Source organism: Pseudomonas sp. UBA6753 (assembly GCF_002453565.1).
GTDB classification, from domain to species: domain Bacteria; phylum Pseudomonadota; class Gammaproteobacteria; order Pseudomonadales; family Pseudomonadaceae; genus Aquipseudomonas; species Aquipseudomonas putida_Z.
Window position 1 is genome coordinate 287606 of record NZ_DKHD01000002.1, and the last position, 19569, is coordinate 307174.

The 19569-nt window shown below is 63.9% G+C and carries 17 protein-coding genes and 1 riboswitch; of the genes, 7 read left to right on the forward strand and 10 right to left on the reverse strand.

Going from position 1 to position 19569, the window contains the following annotated elements:
• Nucleotides 1-45: 45 nt before the first annotated feature.
• Nucleotides 46-498 carry a DUF1249 domain-containing protein gene (locus B2790_RS01550; RefSeq protein WP_016501905.1) on the reverse strand — a complete coding sequence of 151 codons (453 nt, stop codon included), beginning with the start codon at nt 496-498 and terminating at the stop codon, nt 46-48.
• Nucleotides 489-1106 (reverse strand): NUDIX domain-containing protein, encoded by a 618-nt coding sequence (locus B2790_RS01555; RefSeq protein ID WP_015272022.1) that lies wholly within the window; start codon nt 1104-1106, stop codon nt 489-491. Before B2790_RS01555 ends, B2790_RS01550 begins: the two co-directional genes overlap by 10 nt.
• Nucleotides 1107-1291: 185 nt before the next feature.
• Here B2790_RS01555 and B2790_RS01560 point away from each other — a divergent pair, with 185 nt between their 5' ends.
• On the forward strand, nt 1292-2038 hold the full coding sequence (locus tag B2790_RS01560) for an RsiV family protein (RefSeq protein ID WP_286918101.1): 747 nt from the start codon (nt 1292-1294) through the stop codon (nt 2036-2038).
• Here B2790_RS01560 and cytX read toward each other — a convergent pair.
• Together cytX and thiC are read right to left on the reverse strand one after the other, a co-directional pair.
• Nucleotides 2007-3290 (reverse strand): putative hydroxymethylpyrimidine transporter CytX, encoded by a 1284-nt coding sequence (gene cytX, locus B2790_RS01565; protein WP_286918102.1) that lies wholly within the window; start codon nt 3288-3290, stop codon nt 2007-2009. The genes B2790_RS01560 and cytX overlap by 32 nt on opposite strands.
• A gap of 142 nt (nt 3291-3432) precedes the next feature.
• On the reverse strand, nt 3433-5313 hold the full coding sequence (thiC, locus tag B2790_RS01570; RefSeq protein ID WP_015272025.1) for a phosphomethylpyrimidine synthase ThiC: 1881 nt from the start codon (nt 5311-5313) through the stop codon (nt 3433-3435).
• Between the two features lie 154 nt (nt 5314-5467).
• Nucleotides 5468-5574, reverse strand: a riboswitch (TPP riboswitch).
• A gap of 160 nt (nt 5575-5734) precedes the next feature.
• Between thiC and B2790_RS01575 the strand changes: the two genes are divergently transcribed.
• On the forward strand, nt 5735-7171 hold the full coding sequence (locus tag B2790_RS01575) for a TolC family outer membrane protein (RefSeq protein WP_085587887.1): 1437 nt from the start codon (nt 5735-5737) through the stop codon (nt 7169-7171).
• 152 nt (nt 7172-7323) lie between these two features.
• Here the strand turns inward: B2790_RS01575 and waaA are convergent, their stop codons facing one another.
• Nucleotides 7324-8595, reverse strand: coding sequence for a lipid IV(A) 3-deoxy-D-manno-octulosonic acid transferase (gene waaA / locus B2790_RS01580; protein ID WP_286918103.1), 1272 nt, complete (start codon nt 8593-8595; stop codon nt 7324-7326).
• Nucleotides 8596-8606: 11 nt separating this feature from the next.
• The gene (locus tag B2790_RS01585; protein WP_025340850.1) at nt 8607-9497 is read right to left on the reverse strand and encodes a LysR family transcriptional regulator; all 891 of its coding nucleotides are present in this window, start codon (nt 9495-9497) and stop codon (nt 8607-8609) included.
• Nucleotides 9498-9584: 87 nt separating this feature from the next.
• Here B2790_RS01585 and B2790_RS01590 point away from each other — a divergent pair, with 87 nt between their 5' ends.
• From B2790_RS01590 to B2790_RS01605, 4 genes are all read left to right on the forward strand, one after another.
• Complete coding sequence (locus B2790_RS01590) at nt 9585-9917, forward strand: DMT family transporter (protein WP_137162525.1); 333 nt, start codon at nt 9585-9587, stop codon at nt 9915-9917.
• Nucleotides 9918-10078: 161 nt separating this feature from the next.
• Nucleotides 10079-11254 (forward strand): NAD(P)/FAD-dependent oxidoreductase, encoded by a 1176-nt coding sequence (locus tag B2790_RS01595; RefSeq protein ID WP_286918104.1) that lies wholly within the window; start codon nt 10079-10081, stop codon nt 11252-11254.
• Entirely contained in the window at nt 11251-12063 is an 813-nt protein-coding gene (locus tag B2790_RS01600; RefSeq protein ID WP_013974470.1) for an aldo/keto reductase, read from the forward strand. The genes B2790_RS01595 and B2790_RS01600 overlap by 4 nt, the downstream gene beginning before the upstream one ends.
• A 50-nt stretch (nt 12064-12113) precedes the next feature.
• A complete protein-coding gene (locus B2790_RS01605; protein ID WP_075046548.1) occupies nt 12114-13082 on the forward strand; it encodes a metal ABC transporter ATPase in 969 nt (322 codons plus the stop codon).
• A 128-nt stretch (nt 13083-13210) separates the two neighbouring features.
• Here the strand turns inward: B2790_RS01605 and hldE are convergent, their stop codons facing one another.
• From hldE to B2790_RS01620, 3 genes are all read right to left on the reverse strand, one after another.
• Nucleotides 13211-14632, reverse strand: a complete 1422-nt coding sequence (gene hldE, locus B2790_RS01610) for a bifunctional D-glycero-beta-D-manno-heptose-7-phosphate kinase/D-glycero-beta-D-manno-heptose 1-phosphate adenylyltransferase HldE (protein ID WP_025340854.1) — start codon at nt 14630-14632, stop codon at nt 13211-13213.
• Nucleotides 14633-14762: 130 nt separating this feature from the next.
• Nucleotides 14763-16571: a lipid A export permease/ATP-binding protein MsbA gene (gene msbA / locus B2790_RS01615; RefSeq protein ID WP_286918105.1), complete on the reverse strand. Its 1809-nt coding sequence runs from the start codon at nt 16569-16571 to the stop codon at nt 14763-14765.
• A 15-nt stretch (nt 16572-16586) separates the two neighbouring features.
• Complete coding sequence (locus B2790_RS01620) at nt 16587-17762, reverse strand: O-antigen ligase family protein (RefSeq protein ID WP_286918126.1); 1176 nt, start codon at nt 17760-17762, stop codon at nt 16587-16589.
• Nucleotides 17763-17863: 101 nt separating this feature from the next.
• On the opposite strand from B2790_RS01620, the gene B2790_RS01625 reads away from it, so the two are divergent.
• A complete protein-coding gene (locus tag B2790_RS01625) occupies nt 17864-18469 on the forward strand; it encodes a toluene tolerance protein (protein ID WP_286918106.1) in 606 nt (201 codons plus the stop codon).
• Between the two features lie 3 nt (nt 18470-18472).
• On the opposite strand, the gene B2790_RS01630 is transcribed toward B2790_RS01625, so the two are convergent.
• Entirely contained in the window at nt 18473-19564 is a 1092-nt protein-coding gene (locus tag B2790_RS01630) for a glycosyltransferase (protein WP_286918107.1), read from the reverse strand.
• Nucleotides 19565-19569: the final 5 nt, after the last annotated feature.

The window sequence follows — 19569 nt, forward strand, 5'->3', positions numbered from 1 at the left end:
CACAACGGGTGCGAGCAAACACCCACGAACGACCTGCGTCACACTTCAGCGAACGCTCGCCAGTTCGTGACCACAAGCCAGGCAGTGGCTCAGCCATTCACCGAGGAACAGGTTGAGCTGGGCCTTTTCGTCCGGCTGGTGCATGGCCTCGTTCGGATACGGGTAGATGCTGCGCAGGCGCCGGGTGTGTTCGGCACTGACCACTTCGGCCATGCGCGCATCGTGGTACACCTGCACTTCCAGGTGCGGCACCGGCAACCATGGCAGGCTGTGCTCCTGGCGCACGTGCAGGGTGGTGGTATACGGGCAGGCCAGCACCACGTCGAGTACCAGCACGCCGAGCATCTGGTCGCCCTGGGTCATGCCGATGCGGCGCGAGCTCTGGGTGGTGCGCATGTCGGGCAACAGGCGCATCAGCCGGGCGTAGTTGGCCTCGCAGGCTGCCTGCAGCCCGACCAGGTCGACCCGATAACGCTCGCGCAGCAGGTTCACTTCCACATACCTCGTACTTCGTCACGGTTCAGCGCCAGCCATTGCAGGCCGATGATGGTCGCCGCGTTGCAGATGCGCCCGTCGCGCACCGCCTGCATGGCATCCTCGAACGACCACACGCGCACGCGAATGTCCTCGCCCTCTTCTTCCAGGCCATGCAGGCCGCCCGCCCCTTCGCTGCTGCAACGGCCGAGGAACAGGTGAACGTATTCGTCACTGCCGCCGGGCGACGGGAAGTAACGGGTCATCGGCCACAGGGCGCTGAAGGCCAGGCCGGCTTCTTCTTCGGCTTCGCGGTGGGCGACTTCCTCGGGTTGCTCGTCCTTGTCGATCAGCCCGGCCACCATCTCGATCAGCCAGGGGTTGTCGACCTTGTCCAGAGCACCGACGCGGAACTGCTCGATCAGCACCACTTCATCGCGCAACGGGTCGTACGGCAGCACGCACACCGCATCATGGCGCACGAACAGTTCGCGGCTGATCTCGCGGCCCATGCCCCCGGCAAACAACTCGTGGCGCAGACGTAGCTTGTCGAGCTTGTAAAAGCCCTGGAAGCAGTTGGCCCGCTCAATGATTTCGAAGCCCTTGGGCACTGAGTTCAACGCGTCTGACATGGAAATCCTCATTACCTCGAATACCGCATCGCGCCATCCTACTCTGCACGCCTGCCGGTTTCACCCCTTTCCAGCAACCGTTCGCGCACTCGGGACAGCGCGCCTTCTCTCTGTTAGCTTAGTGGCGAACTGAAGGCCGCGCAGACGGTCAAAGGCCGACTTTTCCCTGTTCTGCAAGGATCCTCATGACACTTGTCAAACTGACTTCCGTGGCTGTGCTGGCCCTGGCCCTGGGTGCCTGCCAAAGCCTGTTCACGCCCAACTACCGGGCGCCGCTCGAGGTCAAGCGTGATGCCTGGGAGCATGTCAAACCCGGCTGCAGCGAAAGCGACTGCCCGCTGGTGAACATCGACATGATCCACTTCCCGGCCTTGCCCAAGCTCGATGGCATCGTCGAGAAACGCCTGCTGCAACTGACCGAAGACAACCAGCGCGGCAACGCACCGACCAGCCTGCAAGCCTACGAGCAGCATTACCTGGCCAGTGCCGACAAGCGCAACAGCAGCTACCTTCAGGCCAAGGTACGCGAGCAGCATGACGGACTGGTGATCATCGAACTGTCCAGCTACCTGGACAGCGGCGGCGCCCATGGCATGCCCGGGCGTGGTTTCATCAACTATTCGCGCAAGCTGGACAAGGTGCTGACCCTGCAGGACATGCTGGTGCCTGGCCAGGAAGACACCTTCTGGAAAACCGTCGAGGAGTCGCACCGCGCCTGGCTGATCAGCGTAGGCATGGACAAGGACGCCGAGTTCATCAAGACCTGGCCGTTCAAGCAGTCGCCGCACATCGCCCTGACGTACGGCGCGGTGGTGGTCAAGTACGAGGTCTATTCCATCGCGCCCTACTCCATGGGCCACGTGGAATTGAAGATCCCGTACCCACGCCTGAATGGCGTGCTCAAGCCCGAGCTGTTTCCCGGCCGCGGCTGAAGCTCAACAGCCCGTGCAGTAGCCCTGCCAGCAGCAATGCCGGCAGGGTCGCACCCAGGTCGGGCGCTTGCGCGGCGATCAGATGGTACGCGGCAACGCCCACCGCCCAGGCCAGCAGTGCCTGCCAGTGCAAGCCATGCACCTGTGCCGGCAAGCGGCGGCGACGGATCACGTAATGATCCATCAATACCACACCGAACAACGGTGCAAACACCGAGCCGATCAGCAGCAGGAAGTTCTCGTACTGTGCCAGTGGCGCCAGCAAGGCAATCAGCGTGCACAGCACGCCAATGGCCAGCGCCAGGTGCTCGACCTTCAGGCGCACCAGCACACCGGTGGAAACGGCCGCCGAGTGAATGTCGGCAAAAGCCTTTTCCGACTCGTCCAGCAGAATCAGCAGCAGTGGAATGCCCATGCCGGCGCCCGCCAGGGCCAGCAGCAGGGCGTTGGCTTCGCCACTGCCGGCGAAGGCCAAGGTGTAGCCCACGCCCAGGCTCATCAGCCAGGTGTTGCCGATGAAGTAGCCCACCACCGTACCGCCGAATACATGTTTGCCGTTACGGGCAAAACGCGAGTAGTCGGCGATCAGCGGCAACCACGACAGCGGCATGGCGATGGCGATGTCGAAGCCCACGGCCAGCGACATCGAACCGTCACCGGCACGGTCCCACAGTGCCGCCAGGTCGGCCTTGGCGAACAGGTTCCAGGTCAGCCACAGGCAAGCGCCCAGCAGCAGCCAGATGCCCCAGGTGCGCAGCACCTTGCGCACGAACGCCAGCGGCCCACCGACCGCGAGCAGGGTGGCCAGGGCGCCGAAGCACAGGGTCCAGAGCACAGGGCTGTTCCAGGCGCTGGCTTCGCCGAACGCCCGCGCGCCCAGCAGGCTGGCGGCATCGCGCATGACGATGATCTCGAACGCGCCCCAGCCCACCAGTTGCAGCAGGTTGAGCAGCGCCGGCAAACGCGCGCCGTGGCCGCCCAGGCTCAGTTTCAGCGTGCCCATGGCCGACAGGCCGGTATCGCTGCCGATGACACCGGCAGCCCCCAGCAGCAGCACACCCACACCGGTGCCCAGGGCGATAGCCAGCACCGCGCCAGCAAGGCCCAGGCCAGGGGCCAGCATGGCGCCGACCTGCAGCACCATCAGGCCGATGCCGAGGGAGAACCATAGCGAGAACAGGTCGCGCGCGCCGAAGATGCGCTGGGCGGTGGGGACAGGGTGGTCGGGGGAGAATTGGCTGGGGGTAGTCATTGTTATGTTCGCCGGAAGAATTAGGAATTGCACACAGCATTCTGTGGGAGCGGGCGTGCCCGCGAAGCAGGCACCGCGGTGCATGGCAAGGGCTTCGCCCTTGTTCGCGGGCACGCCCGCTCCCACAGGGTAAGGCTGCGTCTTAGACTTTGTGATACAGCTGGCTGCCTTCCTGGCGGAACCGCTCGGCCTGCTCACGCATGCCTTGCTCGACCGTCACATCCACGGTTTCGATCTTGGCGGCGTATTCACGCACTTCCTGGGTGATCTTCATCGAGCAGAACTTCGGCCCGCACATCGAGCAGAAGTGCGCGACCTTGGCCGACTCCTTCGGCAGGGTCTCGTCGTGGTAGGCACGGGCAGTGTCCGGGTCCAGGCCGAGGTTGAACTGGTCTTCCCAACGGAACTCGAAGCGTGCCTTGGACAAGGCGTTGTCACGAATCTGCGCACCTGGGTGGCCCTTGGCAAGGTCGGCGGCATGAGCGGCGATCTTGTAGGTGATGATGCCGGTCTTCACGTCATCCTTGTTCGGCAGGCCCAGGTGCTCCTTGGGCGTGACGTAGCAGAGCATCGCGCAACCGAACCAGCCGATCATAGCCGCACCAATGCCCGAGGTGATGTGGTCGTAGCCAGGAGCGATATCGGTGGTCAGCGGGCCGAGGGTGTAGAACGGCGCCTCGTCGCAGCATTCCAGCTGCTTGTCCATGTTCTCCTTGATCAGTTGCATCGGCACGTGGCCGGGGCCTTCGATCATGCACTGCACGTCGTGCTTCCAGGCGATCTTGGTCAGCTCGCCGAGGGTCTCCAGTTCACCGAACTGCGCGGCATCGTTGGCGTCGGCAATCGAGCCGGGGCGCAGGCCGTCGCCCAGCGAGAAGCTGACGTCGTAGGCCTTCATGATTTCGCAGATTTCTTCGAAGTGGGTGTACAGGAAGTTTTCCTTGTGGTGTGCCAGGCACCACTTGGCCATGATCGAGCCACCACGGCTGACGATACCGGTGACACGCTTGGCAGTCAGCGGCACATAACGCAGCAGTACGCCGGCATGGATGGTGAAGTAGTCCACACCCTGCTCGGCCTGCTCGATCAGGGTGTCGCGGAACAGCTCCCAGGTCAGGTCTTCGGCCACGCCGTTGACCTTTTCCAGGGCCTGGTAGATCGGCACGGTGCCAATCGGCACCGGCGAGTTGCGGATGATCCACTCACGGGTTTCGTGAATGTGCTTGCCGGTGGACAGGTCCATGACCGTGTCCGAACCCCAGCGGATGCCCCAGGTCAGCTTGGCCACTTCTTCCTCGATCGAGGAACCCAGGGCGCTGTTGCCGATGTTGCCGTTGATCTTCACCAGGAAGTTGCGGCCGATGATCATCGGCTCCACTTCCGGGTGGTTGATGTTGGCCGGGATGATCGCGCGGCCACGGGCGATTTCCTGGCGAACGAACTCGGGGGTGATTTCTTTCGGGATGTTGGCCCCGAAGCTGTGGCCGGCGTGCTGCTCGTCGAGCAGGCCGGCGGCGCGTGCCTCTTGCAGCTTCATGTTTTCGCGGATGGCCACGTATTCCATCTCGGCGGTGATGATGCCCTGGCGGGCATAGTGCATCTGCGAGACGTTGGCGCCCGCCTTGGCACGGCGCGGGTTGCGCACGTGGGCGAAACGCAGCTTGGCCAGTTCGGCATCGTTCAGGCGCTGCTGGCCGAAGTCGGAGCTAAGGCCAGCCAGGCGCTCGGTGTCACCGCGTGCCTCGATCCACGCCGAACGCACGTCGGCCAGGCCCTTGCGCACGTCGATGACAACGTTGGGGTCGGTGTACGGGCCGGAAGTATCGTAGACCAGCACCGGGGCATTGGACTCGCCACCGAAATCGGTCGGGGTGTCGTCCAGGCTGATTTCACGCATGGGCACGCGGATGTCCGGGCGCGAGCCTTCGACATACACCTTGCGCGAACGCGGGAACGGTTGCACGGACTGCTGATCGACTTGTGCCGATTCGCTGAGGTTGATCGCTTTTTCTTGTTTGGTCATCACAGGCTCTCCAGACGGCTTCCTAGCAGTGGAATGTCGGGGTGAACCTGAAAGGCGCGGACGCACCCTTGATGGGTGCAGTGCCGGATATGGGGGTGCCTGAAGCTGCATGCAGCTGCGACATTCCCGGACCTGGCACAAGAGGCTCCCCGGGAAGGCGAGCAATCTTGTTCCCTACGCAGGCGCTAACCTGATCAGGTTCAACGGGATCCGCAACTTTGCGATCTCAGCCTTTGCTTCAAGGCACCCCGACAAGAACATGCGCAGTCTAGACTGGAGTGGTCGGCAAAGCCAAGCAGGTAAATGCGCGGATGATGAAAGGCACCCCGAGCGATTGTTGCCGGGTGCGCATGGCACTACACTGGCCCATCGCTCGATACTCAACAGTTCAGTAATTCAATTTCGTACAAGGATTGCCTCTATGCTGCGCAAACTCTCACTGGCAATAGCCGTGTCTTGTGCGTCCAACGGAGTGGTCTGGGCAGCGGACGTGCCCACTACAGTGAAAACCGACCTGGTCAGCGTCTATCAGGAAGCGGTCGACAACAACGCTGACCTGGCTGCGGCCCGCGCCGATTACGGCGCCCGCCGTGAAGTGGTACCGCAGGCTCGCGCCGGGTTGCTGCCCAACCTTTCGGCCGGTGCCGAAATGCTGAACACCCGCACCAAGCTGGACGAACCATCGGCCACCAGCAACCGCAGCGGCAATACCTGGAGCGCGACCCTGGCGCAGCCTATCTTCCGCGCTGACCGCTGGTTCCAGTTGCAGGCGGCCGAGGCGGTCAACGAACAGGCAGCGCTGGAGCTGTCGGCGACCGAACAGAACCTGATCCTGCAAACCGCGCAGAATTACTTCGCCGTGCTCCGTGCCCAGGACAACCTGGCCGCGACCAAGGCCGAGGAAGCTGCCTTCAAGCGCCAGCTGGACCAGTCCAACGAACGATTCGACGTCGGCCTCTCCGACAAGACCGACGTGCTGCAATCCCAGGCCAGCTACGACACGGCCCGGGCCAACCGGATCATTGCCGAGCGCCAGGTACAGGATGCCTTCGAGGCCCTGGTGACCCTGACCAACCGGGAATACACATCGATTCAAGGCGTGGTCCATACCCTGCCGGTGCAGGTCCCTACGCCCAACGATGCCAAGGCCTGGGTCGAAACCGCCGGGCGCCAGAACCTCAACCTGCTGGCCACCAACCACGCGGTCGTCGCTGCCGAGGAAACCCTGCGCCAGCGCAAGGCCGGCCACGCGCCGACCCTGGACGCAGTTGCCAAGTACCAGAAGGGTGACAACGACAACTTCGGTTTCACCAACCCCGCACCGGCCCCCGTCACGCGCTATAGCGGCGACGTCGAGCAGACCAGCATCGGCCTGCAGTTGAACATCCCGATCTACAGCGGCGGCCTGACCAGTTCGCAGGTGCGCGAGGCCTACCAGCGCCTGAGCCAGAGCGAGCAGCAGCGTGAAAGCCTGCGCCGCCAGGTGGTGGAAAACACCCGCAACCTGCACCGCGCGGTAAACACCGACGTGGAACAGGTGCAGGCGCGCAAGCAGTCGATCATCTCCAACCAGAGCGCGCTGGAAGCCACCGAGATCGGCTACCAGGTGGGTACCCGCAATATCGTCGACGTGCTTGACGCCCAACGTCAGCTGTACACCTCGGTACGCGATTACAACAACAGCCGCTATGACTACATCCTCGACAACCTGAGCCTGAAGCAGGCAGCCGGCACCTTGAGCCCGCAGGACCTGCAGGACCTCAAGCGGTACCTGAAGCCAGACTACAACCCGGACAAGGACTTTCTGCCACCGGACCTGGCGGCTGCAGCGGCGAAGAACTTCGAGCGTCGCCCCTGAGATAGAGGTGGATTTTCCGCAGGGTGGGTTGCTTTTGATGGCCTCATCGCCGGCAAGCCAGCTCCCACAGGTTCTCCACTGGCCTTAAGCCTTGTGCAGTACCTGTGGGAGCTGGCTTGCCGGCGATGAGGCCAGAAAACCCAACACAGAACTCAGCGGATAAGTGCACCCAGGCCATCGAGCAAGCGCTGCAACGCGCCCTGATTGGCCCGCATTACCGCCCTGCCCGCCTCGCCCATGCGCTGCGCGTCCTGCGGCAACTCGACCAGCCGCCGCACCGCTTCAGCCAGCCCGTCGGCATCGTCCACCTGCTGCAACGCCCCCGCCTCGCGCAGCATCGCGCTGATTTCGAGGAAGTTGAACACATGCGGCCCCATCAGCACCGGCAAGGCCAGCGCCGCGGGCTCCAGCGGGTTGTGCCCACCGGTCGTTACCAGGCTGCCACCGACGAAGGCAATGTCGGCCAGGGCATAGAGGAACAGCAGTTCGCCCATGGTATCGCCGAGCAATACGCGAGTCTGCGCATCGACCGGCGCGCCGGCAGAGCGCCGCACGGTGGTGAACTGTTCGCTGCACAGCGTATGCACCGCTGCGAATCGCTCGGGGTGGCGCGGCACCAGGATCAGCAGGGCATCGCCATGCACCTGCAACAACTGCCGATGTGCCTGCAGGATCAACGCATCTTCACCTTCGTGGGTGCTGGCGGCGATCCACACCGGGCGCTGTGCAGCCCCCCACTGTTCACGCAATGCCCTTGCGCGCGGCAACAGTTGCTCATCGATCTTCAGGTCGAACTTGATCGAACCGGTGACCTGCACGCACTCCGGACGCGCGCCCAGGTCACGAAAACGCTGGGCCTCGGTTTCGGTCTGCACGGCAATCAGGCTCATATCGGCCAGCATCGGCCGGGTCAGCCCGGCAAAGCGCCCATAGCCACGGGCCGAGCGCTCAGACAAGCGTGCGTTGGCCAGCGCTACTGGAATACCGCGCTTCGCACACTGGTGGATGTGGTTGGGCCACAGCTCGGTTTCCATGATGATGCCCAACTTCGGCTGCACATGGTCGAGAAAGCGCCCTGCCGCCCAAGGCAGGTCGTAGGGCAGGTAGCAATGCTGCACGCGAGGTTCGTCAGCGAACATGGCGCGAATGCGCTCTGAACCGGTCGGGGTCATGCAGGTAAGCGTGATCGGCAATTCCGGGTAGGCCTTGAGCAAGGCGCGCACCATCGGTGCCGCCGCAATGCTCTCGCCCACCGATACCGCATGTACCCAGATGCCGCCCCGGCGCATGGCCGGCAGCCTGAAAGCAAAGCGCTCGCCGATGCGTTGGCCATAGGCCGGCGCCTTGCGCGCGCGCAGGTACAGGCGCAGCGCAACCAGCGGCAAGCCCAGGTGAAACAACAAGGTATAGAGAGTTCTGTTCATGGCCGCGGAGTTTACCCGATCGCGCGCAGGTGCACCGCAAAGCGCTCGGCCAGCCACTGCGCGGCAGGCCCCAGTGGCTCGTCGCGGCGCCAGGCCAGTTCCACCACCAAGGCCGGTGGCCGCCATTCGCTGTCCAGCTCGACCATGTGCGCCTGATAGGTCGGATACTGCACCACGTGCCGCGGCAACCAGGCCCAGCCCAGGCCGCGCATCAGCAGTTCGGCCATGGCATAGAAGCTGTCGGCGCGCCATACCTGCGGGCTGATCGCTTCGCCGCCGGGGTAGCCGCTTTGCTGCGGGGCAATCAGCAATTGTCGGTGGCGCGCCAATTGCTGCCGAGTAACCCGGCCTTCGCCGGCAAGCGGGTGGCCGACCGCGCACACCGTGACCATTTCCACACTGCCCAGGGCGCGCCGTTCCAGCGAGGCCGGGATGCTCTCGTGGTGGAAGAACAGGCCAAGATCGGCGCGCCGTTCCACCAGCTTGCGCGCCACATCGCCCTGGGCACCGCTGGCCAACTGCACCTCCAGGAATGGGTAGCGGCTGGCAAGCTCGTCGAGGCTGTCGATGACCGGCTGGTAGGGCATGGCTTCGTCCTGGGCGACCCGCAACAAGGCCTCCTGCCCGCGCATCAGCGCCAACGCACGACCATCCAGGCGCTCGCACTGGCGCAACAGTTCGCGGGCATCTTCCAGCAGGGCGCTGCCGTTCTCGGTCAGCTTGGGTTGCCGGCCACTGCTGCGCTCGAACAAGGTAACCCCCAGGTCGGTTTCGAGCAGGGCGATCGCGCTGCTGATCGCCGACTGGGCCTTGCGCTGCTCGCGGGCCACGGCAGAGAACGAGCGCAGTTCGGCAACACGCAGGAAGGTACGCAACTGTTCAAGGTTCCACTGCTCGGCCATCGACCTATCTCCAATAGTGATAGGTAATGACTTTACCCCATCCAGGTTACGTCTAGAATGCCCGACCAGTTACCGGAGGATCCCGCCATGAATGCCTACACCTACCTCGCCATCGCCATCTGCGCCGAAGTCATCGCCACCGCTTCCATGAAAGCGGTGAAAGGCTTGAGCACGCCCGTGCCGTTGCTGCTGATGGTGGTTGGCTATGGCATTGCGTTCTGGATGCTGACCCTGGTGGTGCGCAGCATTCCGGTGGGGATCGCCTATGCCATCTGGTCAGGGCTGGGGATTGTACTGATCAGCGTGGCGGCGCTGGTGATCTATGGGCAGAAGCTGGATGTGCCAGCGATGCTGGGGATGGCCATGATCGTGGGTGGGGTGGTGGTAATTCAGCTGTTTTCGAAGACTGCTGGGCATTGAGGCAGCCTGTACGGGCCTCATCGCCGGCAAGCCAGCTCCCACAGAGTTGATACAGGCCGCAGGGTCAACGCCATACCTGTGGGAGCTGGCTTGCCGGCGATAGGGCCATCACAGGTATACCCTGTATACTTGCCAGCTGTCCCAGTCTTCGAGGTACCGCCATGCCATCCGCCATTTCCACTGACGTGCTGATCGTCGGCGCCGGGGTCGCAGGCCTCTGGCTCAATGCCCGCCTGCGCCGGCTGGGCTACTCGACAGTACTAGTGGAACGCGCCAGCCTTGGCGGCGAGCAGACCATCAAGTCCCAGGGCATCATCCATGGCGGCACCAAGTACGCCCTGCACGGTGCCCTGACCGGCGCCTCGGAAGCCATCGCCGACATGCCGCGACGCTGGCGCGAAGCGCTGAGCGGCAGCGGCGAGCTGGACCTGACCCGCACCCGCCTGCTGTCCGACGCCCACTACCTGTGGTCACCAGGCACCCTGGCCGGCAACCTCACCAGCTTCTTCGCCAGCAAGGCCGTGCGCGGCCGGGTCGACCAGGTGAAGGGCGAGCAACTGCCGCCGGCGCTGCAGGACCGCGCCTTCAAGGGCAAGGTCTATCGCCTGGCCGAACTGGTCATCGACGTACCCAGCCTGCTGGCCAACCTGGCCGAACTGGCAGGCGACAGCCTGTTGGCCGGTGAGCGCATCGAGCCACTGCGCGAGGGCGACGACCTGGTCGGCCTGCGCGTCGACGGGCGCGACATCCGCGCACAGCGCATCGTGCTCAGCGCCGGCGCCGGCACCGAAGAGCTGCTGCATGCCCTGGGCCTGAACCAGCCAGCCATGCAGACACGCCCGCTACATATGGTGATGGCCAAGGGTGCCAACCTGAAACCGCTTTACGCCCATTGCCTGGGTGGCGGGCCAAAGCCACGGGTGACGGTTACCACCCACCCGGCCGCCGATGGCCAGTGGGTCTGGTACCTGGGCGGCGACCTGGCCGAAGCCGAAGGCGTTGCCCGCGAGCCGGCTGCGCAAATCGCCGCGGCACAGAAAGAAATCGCCAGCCTGCTGCCATGGGTTGACCAGAGCCAAGTGCGCTGGGCCACCCTGCGGGTCAACCGTGCGGAGCCGGCGCAATCGGGCCTGGTACGCCCGGACAACGCCTTCCTCGCCGACCAGCAACGCCTGCTGGTCGGCTGGCCGACCAAGCTGGCCCTGGCACCGGACTTCAGCGACCGGGTCATCAGCCACCTGGAGCGCGACGGTATCCACCCACAGGCGCAGGCCGACCTGGCCGACCTGCCACGCCCACCGCTGGGCGTACCGGCCTGGGAGCAACTGCTGCCATGAGCCTGCCGACCCTGCACGACTTCCATCGCCCCTTGGGCAGCACCGGCTTCAAGGTTTCGCCGCTGGGCCTGGGCACGGTCAAGCTGGGCCGCGACCAGGGCGTGAAGTACCCCACCGGCTTTACCATCCCCGGCGATGACGAAGCCCGCCTGCTGCTGGCCCAGGCCCGCGAGCTGGGCATCAACCTGATCGACACCGCCCCGGCCTACGGCCGCAGCGAAGAGCGCCTGGGCCCGCTGCTGCGCGGCCAGCGCGATGAATGGGTGATCGTCAGCAAGGTTGGTGAAGAATTCGACAATGGCCAATCGCACTTCGATTTCAGCGCCGCCCACACCCGCCGCTCGGTGGAGCGCAGCCTGCGGCGCCTGGAAACCGACCGCATCGAGCTGGTGCTGGTGCATTCCGACGGCAACGACCTGGCGATCCTGGAACAGCAGGAGGTCTACCAGACCCTTGCCGAGCTCAAGCAGGAGGGCAAGATCCTCGGCTTCGGCCTGTCCGGCAAGACCGTCGCCGGCGGCCTGAAGGCGCTGGAGCAAGGCGACTGCGCCATGGTCACCTACAACCTCAACGAACAGGCAGAACGCCCGGTGCTGGACTACGCTGCCGAACACGGCAAGGCCATCCTGGTGAAGAAGGCCCTGGCCAGCGGGCATATCTGCCTGGCCCCGGGCGTTGACCCGGTGCAGGCCAGCTTCGAGCTGCTGTTCGCCCACCCGGGCGTCAGCAGTGCTATCGTCGGCACCATCAATCCGTTGCACCTGGCCCACAACGTGGCCACCGTCGCCCGTATCCTGGGCCAGCATTGAGTTGCCCCAGGCCCCCGGGCCTGGACTGACCCGACGCAAGGAGGAGCCTCGTGGCGCGAACGCTGATCCGCAAGAATCCGAGCAACTTCAAGACACTGCCGCTGCATGTCGAGGCCACGCCCGAAGGGCTGATCTATCAGAGCATCGGCATGCCGCTGAACTTTGCCCAGATCCAACAACGGCGCAAGGCCATCCAGTTGCCCGACGTGCAGCGCTTCGTGATCGAACTGGCCAACCTGGGCGTGTCGGTACGGCTTACCCTGCATTGGCAGAACCGCGATTATTGGGTGCTGGTACGTCAGCGCCGGCAAGACCGTGGCGATGTGGTGCTGAAGCTGATTTCCGGCTATGTGCCGGCGCAGGAGCTGAACCTGCCATTGCACACGGCCGTGCAGGAAGTGGCCGAGGAATGCCTGCTGGAAACCCCGGAAGGCTGGCTGGGCGGGCGCTTCAACGACACCTGGTTGCCGGTGCCCTACGCTGCCGCCCTGCACTACCGCGAAACGCCGCACTTCGTGCTGGCCCCGGAGTCCGGTGCCGCGCGCCCGGTGCACTGCGGCAAGCTGATGCTGCTGGAGCGGCCACGGGCGTATGTGCACCTGCCCACCGCCTCGCTGCAACTGATCTACGACATGCGCCTGCAGGTACCCCGGGACGCCAAGAAGCTCAGCCTGTTCCACGTTGATGAGCGGCTGGAGGGCGACCAACTGGTGGCGCGGCTAAACCGCAAACGGCCAGACCTGTACCTGATGCCACTGAAGGACGGCCAGCCACTGGCTGAGCTGTATACCGTGAAGAAGGATGAACTGGTGCCGGCGAGCACACGCGGGCTGTACCTGGCCGAAAGTTTTGCCCGGCAGGAAGGCTGGGTGGTCACGGACGAGCGGGTGCGCTGGAAGGATTGGGTGAAGCAGCAGGGGTTGGTGGAGAACAAGCCGGTGCGGGCATCGCACCTGCAGCGGTTTGGCGACAAGGCGCGGGAACTGCTGGAGCGGGCGCGTACTTCACTGCATAAATGATGATTGGGGCCGCCAGGCGGCCCTTCGCGGGCATGCCCGCTCCCACAGGAGCGGTGTAATCCTCAATCCTGCGCCGTACTTGTGGGAGCGGGCACGCCCGCGAAGGGCTGCACAGCAGCCCCAAAGCATCAGTTCTTGCGAATCTTCTCGACGATCGCCGTGGTCGAGCTGTTCTCGACCAGCCCCAGCACCTTCACGGTACCGCCATAGGCCTTGACGATATCGGCACCCACCACCTGGTCGATGCCATAGTCGCCACCCTTGACCAGCACGTCCGGCTTGACCTGGCTCAGCAGGTTCTCCGGCGTGCCCTCGGGGAAGCTGATGACCCAATCCACTGCCCCCAGCCCGGCCAGTACGGCCATGCGCCGGTCGACGCTGTTGATCGGCCGGCCCGGCCCTTTCAGGCGGCTGACCGAGGCATCGTCATTGACCGCGACGATCAGACGATCGCCCTGGGCCCGCGCCTGTTCCAGGTAGGTGACATGCCCGGCATGCAGGATGTCGAAGCAGCCGTTGGTGAAGACGATCTTCTCTTTGTGCGCCCGCGCGTCGTCGATGGCCAGCAGCAGTTGCTCCAGGCCCAGCACGCCGCGCTCGGAGCCTTCCTCACGCTGGATCGCCCGGCGCAGCTCGGGGGCGCTGATCGCAGCCGTACCCAGCTTGCCGACCACGATACCCGCCGCCAGGTTGGCCAGGGCCACCGCGTGGGGCAGGTCCTCGCCGGCAGCGATGGCCGCGGCGAGGGTGGAGATGACGGTATCACCGGCACCGGTCACATCGAACACTTCACGCGCCCGCGCCGGCAGGTGCAGCGCCGGCTGGCCGACGCGCAGCAGGGTCATGCCGTGCTCGCCACGGGTCACCAGCAAGGCGCCAAGGTCCAGGTCCTGCAGCAGTTGCAGGCCCTTGGCGACCAGCTCGGCCTCATCGACGCAACGGCCGACGATGGTCTCGAACTCGCTGAGGTTGGGGGTGATCAGGCTGGCGCCACGATAGATGGAAAAGTCCTTGCCCTTGGGGTCGGCCAGCACCGGAATGCCCTTGGCCCGCGCCGCCTGGATCAGGCTCTGGTGGTTTTTCAGTGCACCCTTGCCGTAGTCGGACAGGACCAGCACCTTGACGCCCTCGAGCAGGCTGTCGACTTCCGCACCCAGCGACAGCGGGTCGGTGGCGAACGGTTCTTCGAAATCGATGCGCAGCAACTGCTGGTGACGGCTCATGACCCGCAGCTTGACGATGGTCGGCTGGTGCGCGATGCGCTGGAACACCGAGCGCACGCCTGCAGCCTGCAGGCTGTTGGCCAGGCTGTCGGCGGCCTCGTCCTGGCCGGTGACGCCAATCAGCGAAGCCGGCGCGCCCAGGGCGGCGATGTTCAAGGCAACGTTGGCCGCGCCGCCGGGGCGATCCTCGATCTGATCGACCTTGACCACCGGGACTGGCGCTTCAGGCGAGATACGCGAAGTACCGCCATGCCAGTAGCGGTCGAGCATGACATCGCCGACCACCAGTACCGGGGCTTGATCGAAACGCGGCATGGACAACTTCATGGGCAACCCATATGGAAATAATGAACAGGGGCAGGATATTAGCACAGGGTAGACGACGGCTTTATGGCCAGATCACCCCAGGAAAATTCCCGTGACAATCGGGGCCGCGATGGCCCCGATCAGCGAGGGGTCAGGTGATATCGGCCTTGGCCGGTTCATCCAGGCCCATGGCATGCAGGCGGGCATAATGGCCATTGGCCGCGAGCAGCTCGGCATGGGTGCCGCGCTCGACCAGGCGGCCCTGGTCCATGACCAGGATCTGATCGGCCTTCTCGATGGTCGACAGGCGGTGGGCGATCACCAGCGTGGTACGGCCCTGCATCACATGGTCCAGAGCAGCCTGGATATGCCGCTCGGACTCGGTATCCAGCGCCGAGGTAGCCTCGTCGAGGATCAGCAGCGGCGCGTTCTTCAGCAGTGCCCGGGCGATGGCCAGGCGCTGGCGCTGGCCGCCGGAGAGCAGCACGCCGTTTTCACCCACTTCGGTATCGAAGCCTTTCGGCAGCCGGTCGATGAACTCCTTGGCGTAGGCATCAGCCGCAGCGGCTTCTATGTCGGCGCGGGGGGCACCGGCCAGGTCGCCATAGGCGATGTTGTTGGCCACGGTATCGTTGAACAGGGTGACATGCTGGGTCACCTGCGAAACGTGGCGACGCAGGTTGCGCAGGCGATAGTTCTCGATCTCCACGCCATCGAGCAGGATCTGCCCCTGGTCGTGGTGATAGAAGCGCGGAATCAGCGCTGCCAGGGTCGACTTGCCGCTGCCAGAGCGGCCGACCAGTGCGATCATCTGCCCTGGCTCGGCGACGAAGCTGATATCGCTCAGCACCTCACGCTCGGTACCCGGGTAGGTGAAGCTGAGGTTGCGCACTTCCAGGTGCCCTTTCACTCGCTCCTTCTCGACGGTACCGCTGTCCACTTCAGGTGCTTCGTCCAGTTGCTCGAAGATGCTCTCGGCACCGGCCAGGCCCTTCTGGATGGTCGAGCTGACTTCCGAAAGCTGACGAATCGGCTTGGGCAACAGGCCGGCGGCCGTAATGTAAGCCACCAGATCACCGGCAGTGGAATCACCGCGCAGGAACAGCACCAGGAACATCAGCGCAGCCATGGCGGTGTAGATCACCAGTTGCAGCATCGGCGTGTACAGCGAGCCGGTCTTGGTCATTTGCAGCTGCTTGTCGGTGTTGCTCTGGCTGGCCTTGCCGAAACGCTGCTCTTCGTAGGCCTCACCGCCAAAGCTGCGCACCACGCGATAGCCCTGGATGGTTTCCGAGGCAACGTGGGTGACGTCGCCCATGGCCACCTGGATCTTCTTGCTCTGCTTGCGGAATTTCTTGCTGGCGACGCTGACCATTACTGCGATCACCGGCAGGATGGCGACCATCACCAGTGTCAGGTGCCAGTTCATCCACAGCAGATAGCCGAACAGGAAAACCACAGTCAGGCCTTCGCGGATCACCACCTTGATCGCATCGGTGGCGGCACCGGTGACCATGGTCACGTTGAAGGTGATGCGCGAAATCAGATGCCCGGAGTTGTGGTTGTCGAAGTAGCGGTTAGGCAGCACCAGCAGCTTGTTGAACAGTTCCACACGCAGGTCGTGCACCAGGCACAGGGAAACCTTGGCCAGGAAGTAGTTGCCGAGGAACGAGCCCAGGCCCTGCCACGCAGCGATCAGGATGATCAGCAGCGGCACCGCCTGCAGCAGTTGCAGGTCGCGCAGATAGGGGACGTTGGGGAACAACACCGCTTCGGGGTTGCTCAGCCCATCGACGAAATACTTCAGGATCCCGGCCAGCATTGGCTGGGTCGAGGCAAAGATCACGAAACCGATGATGCTCAGCAGGAAAATGCCGACATAGGGTTTCACATAGCTCAGCAGCCGAAAGTAGATCTTCAGGCTGGAGGTGTGTTCCGCCGGTCGCGGTGTTTCGGCCATTATCAAGCTCGCTGTTCAGGTTGAACCGGAAATTTTACCACAGGCATCATTTTCGGCACTCCCCCATGGCAGCAACATGGCCAGGCCCACAGGCAGCCAGCTGATGAACCATTCGGCACGTGGCGTACCAGTAAGGCTGGCGGCATCGAATTGCATGGCCAGGGTGGAGTACACCCAGAAACCGAGCAGGATCTTGCCGAACAGCGTGCCGCGTGCGCGGACGATTTCGCCCAAGGTATACAACCACACCAATATCCACAGCAGCATGCCAGGCAAGCCCATCTCCACAGCGACATGGGTGAACATATTGTGGGTGTGGTCAAAATGCCTGTTCCCAACAGTCACGTCGTAGGCTGCCCCCAGGCCAAGGCCGGACCAGGGAGCAGCAGCAATCATGTCGACTACGGCATGGAAGATCTCCGGCCGGTAGGACGAACCGCGGTGGGTGATCAGGTCATAAACGAAATAGAAGGCCAGGCCGGTGGCGATGGCGGCCAGGATGGAAAAAACCCGGCTATGACGGTCGCGGAACCAGAGCGGGCCCAGGACCACGGTAAACACCAAGGCCAGCAACGCCCCGCGACTCTGGCTAAGCATTACGAACACACCCAGACAAACCAGTGCTGCCAGCCACGCCAACTGCAGGCCACGCTGCTGCGGCGGCTGGTAAACCAGGAAAAGCACTGCCGAACCGATGACATAGGCACCGAGAATAGGGTGCGATATTTCGCCGATGCCCTCCAGGCGGACCAGCCAAGGCTTGCCCTCCAGGCCATAGAAATGAATGACCGAGATCAGCGCCGCCACCGCCAGCAAGGCACTACCGACCACCAGTAATTGGCGGACACGGGCCAGGCCAAGCTGGGCCAGCAGCGGAAACGCCAAAAGGAACAGCAGGATGTAGAGAAGGCGCTTGGCCTCGCGCCCTGGGTTTTCTGCGCTCGACCAGACCAGGCTGAGCCCGCTCCACACAAGCAGCAACAGCACGCTCCCCCACAAGGCCGGCTGACGCCGCCAGGCCTGCATTATTACTTGCCTTGCGGACCACGCCATTACCAGCGTCGGCAGCCACAGGAACAGCACCAGACCTTGCTGATAGACCTTGTTGCTCGGTGCCAGGGCGATCGCTGACAGGAACCAGACCAGACCAAACCCCAACCAGGCTCGCGCCCAGTTTTTTTGATACAACATCCCTTCCCCCGTTGAATCAAAGACACCATTGAATGGTGCTACAACATTATTTTCGGCATTATTGCCGGTCATTCCGTTCGCCCGACGACAAGGCTCTATTCATGCAATGCTCCCGGCTCCCCCAGGTCGACTTCGATCAGCTGACACACGGCGCACAGGTGCTTGAGGCAGACAGCCATGGCGCCAAAGTCTACCTGCTCGCGGATGGTAATTTCCTCAAGGTTTTTCGTAGGAAGCGGCTGATTTCATCTGCGCTGCTGCGCCCGTACTCGCAGCGCTTCGTCGATAACGCCGCACGCCTTGCACAACTGGGCATCCCTACACTGGAAGTAATCAGCCAGCACAAGCTCGACCTGCCAGGCCGTACCGCCGTGCTGTACCGCCCGCTGCCAGGGCGCACCTTGCTGCAGATGTCGCGCGATGAGGGTTTCAGCTGGGACACCTACCTGCCGCGCCTGATCGAACTGATCCGTCAACTGCACCGCAGCGGCGTGTACTTCCGCTCGTTGCACCTGGGTAATGTGGTGGTCACCCCCGACCAGCAACTGGGCCTGATCGACGTGGCCGACATGCGCTTCCTGCGCCCGCCACTGTCGGCGCGCATGATTCGGCGGAATGTGCAGCATATGGTGCGCTACATCGAGCGGGAGAACCTGGGCGATCGGTTCCCCCTTGGCGCCTTCGAGGCAGCCCTGCTGGCACGCTGAGTGTCAGCTGCGCAGCAGGCTTTGCGACCCATTGCAGAATGCCTGCCAGGCCTTCTCCGGGGCCAGCGCCTGGCGCTGCCGGGCAGCTACCTCCGCGGCACCGAGTACCGAGCAACGCTCGATTGCTTCGGCCCAGGCATTTTCATTGGCAACGGGCAGGTAGCCACCGGTGTCCTGCAACTGCTCGCGGAACACCTGCAGGTCGCTGCACACCACCGGCACGCCGGCAATGACCGCCTCCTGCACCACCAGCCCCAGGCCTTCGGAGCGCGAAGGCACCAATAGCCAGTCGAACGCACGGTACAGTTGCTGCAGGTCGTCGCGATGACCACTCAGGTGAACACGCCCGGCCAGGCCCAGCGCGTCGATACGGGCTTGCAGCACCTCACGCAGAGGGCCTTCGCCGATGATTGCCAACTGCAGGCCCGGCTGGTGCGCACTGGCCTTGGCGAACGCCTCGATCAGCATTTCGAAACCTTTGCTTTCCACCAGCCGCCCGACCGCGCCCAGCATTACCCCGGTTACCTGCGGCAACTGCAGGGACTGCCTGGCCGCCTCCCGGTTCAACAACGGCTCGGCGAAAGCCAGCGGGTCGAGGGCCATGCGCAAGGTTTGCACCGGCCTGCCAAGCTCGTGTTCGAGTGACGTTGCAAGCGTCTGCGAAACGGCGGCGATGCTCAGCCGCTCGGCCGGGAACATGCGCAGCAAGCGAATATCCCTGGCACTCAGGCGCGTCTTGCCGTGGAACAGCAGTTTGGCACGCACCTGCGGAACCTGCTGCAACAACGGCAACACCAACCGCGCCACACCGACACCGTCGAGCAGCACGACTTCAGCCTTGGCCTCGTTCAGCGCCTTGCGCAAGCGCATGCGCAACCATGGGCGCAACAGCCGCCAGAAGTGCCGCCCTTTCAGCGCCCGTGACGGCATATGCCACTCCCGGGTCGAACCAAGCCCACAACTGAGCCCGCTACCCAGCAGCAGCCAGTTGCTGATCCGGGCATCGGCACCCGCGTGCGACAGTACCTGCCGATGCACCTTGTGGATGGACATGTATGGCGTTCCACCCGCCCACATCATATTGACGATGTTCATGGGCC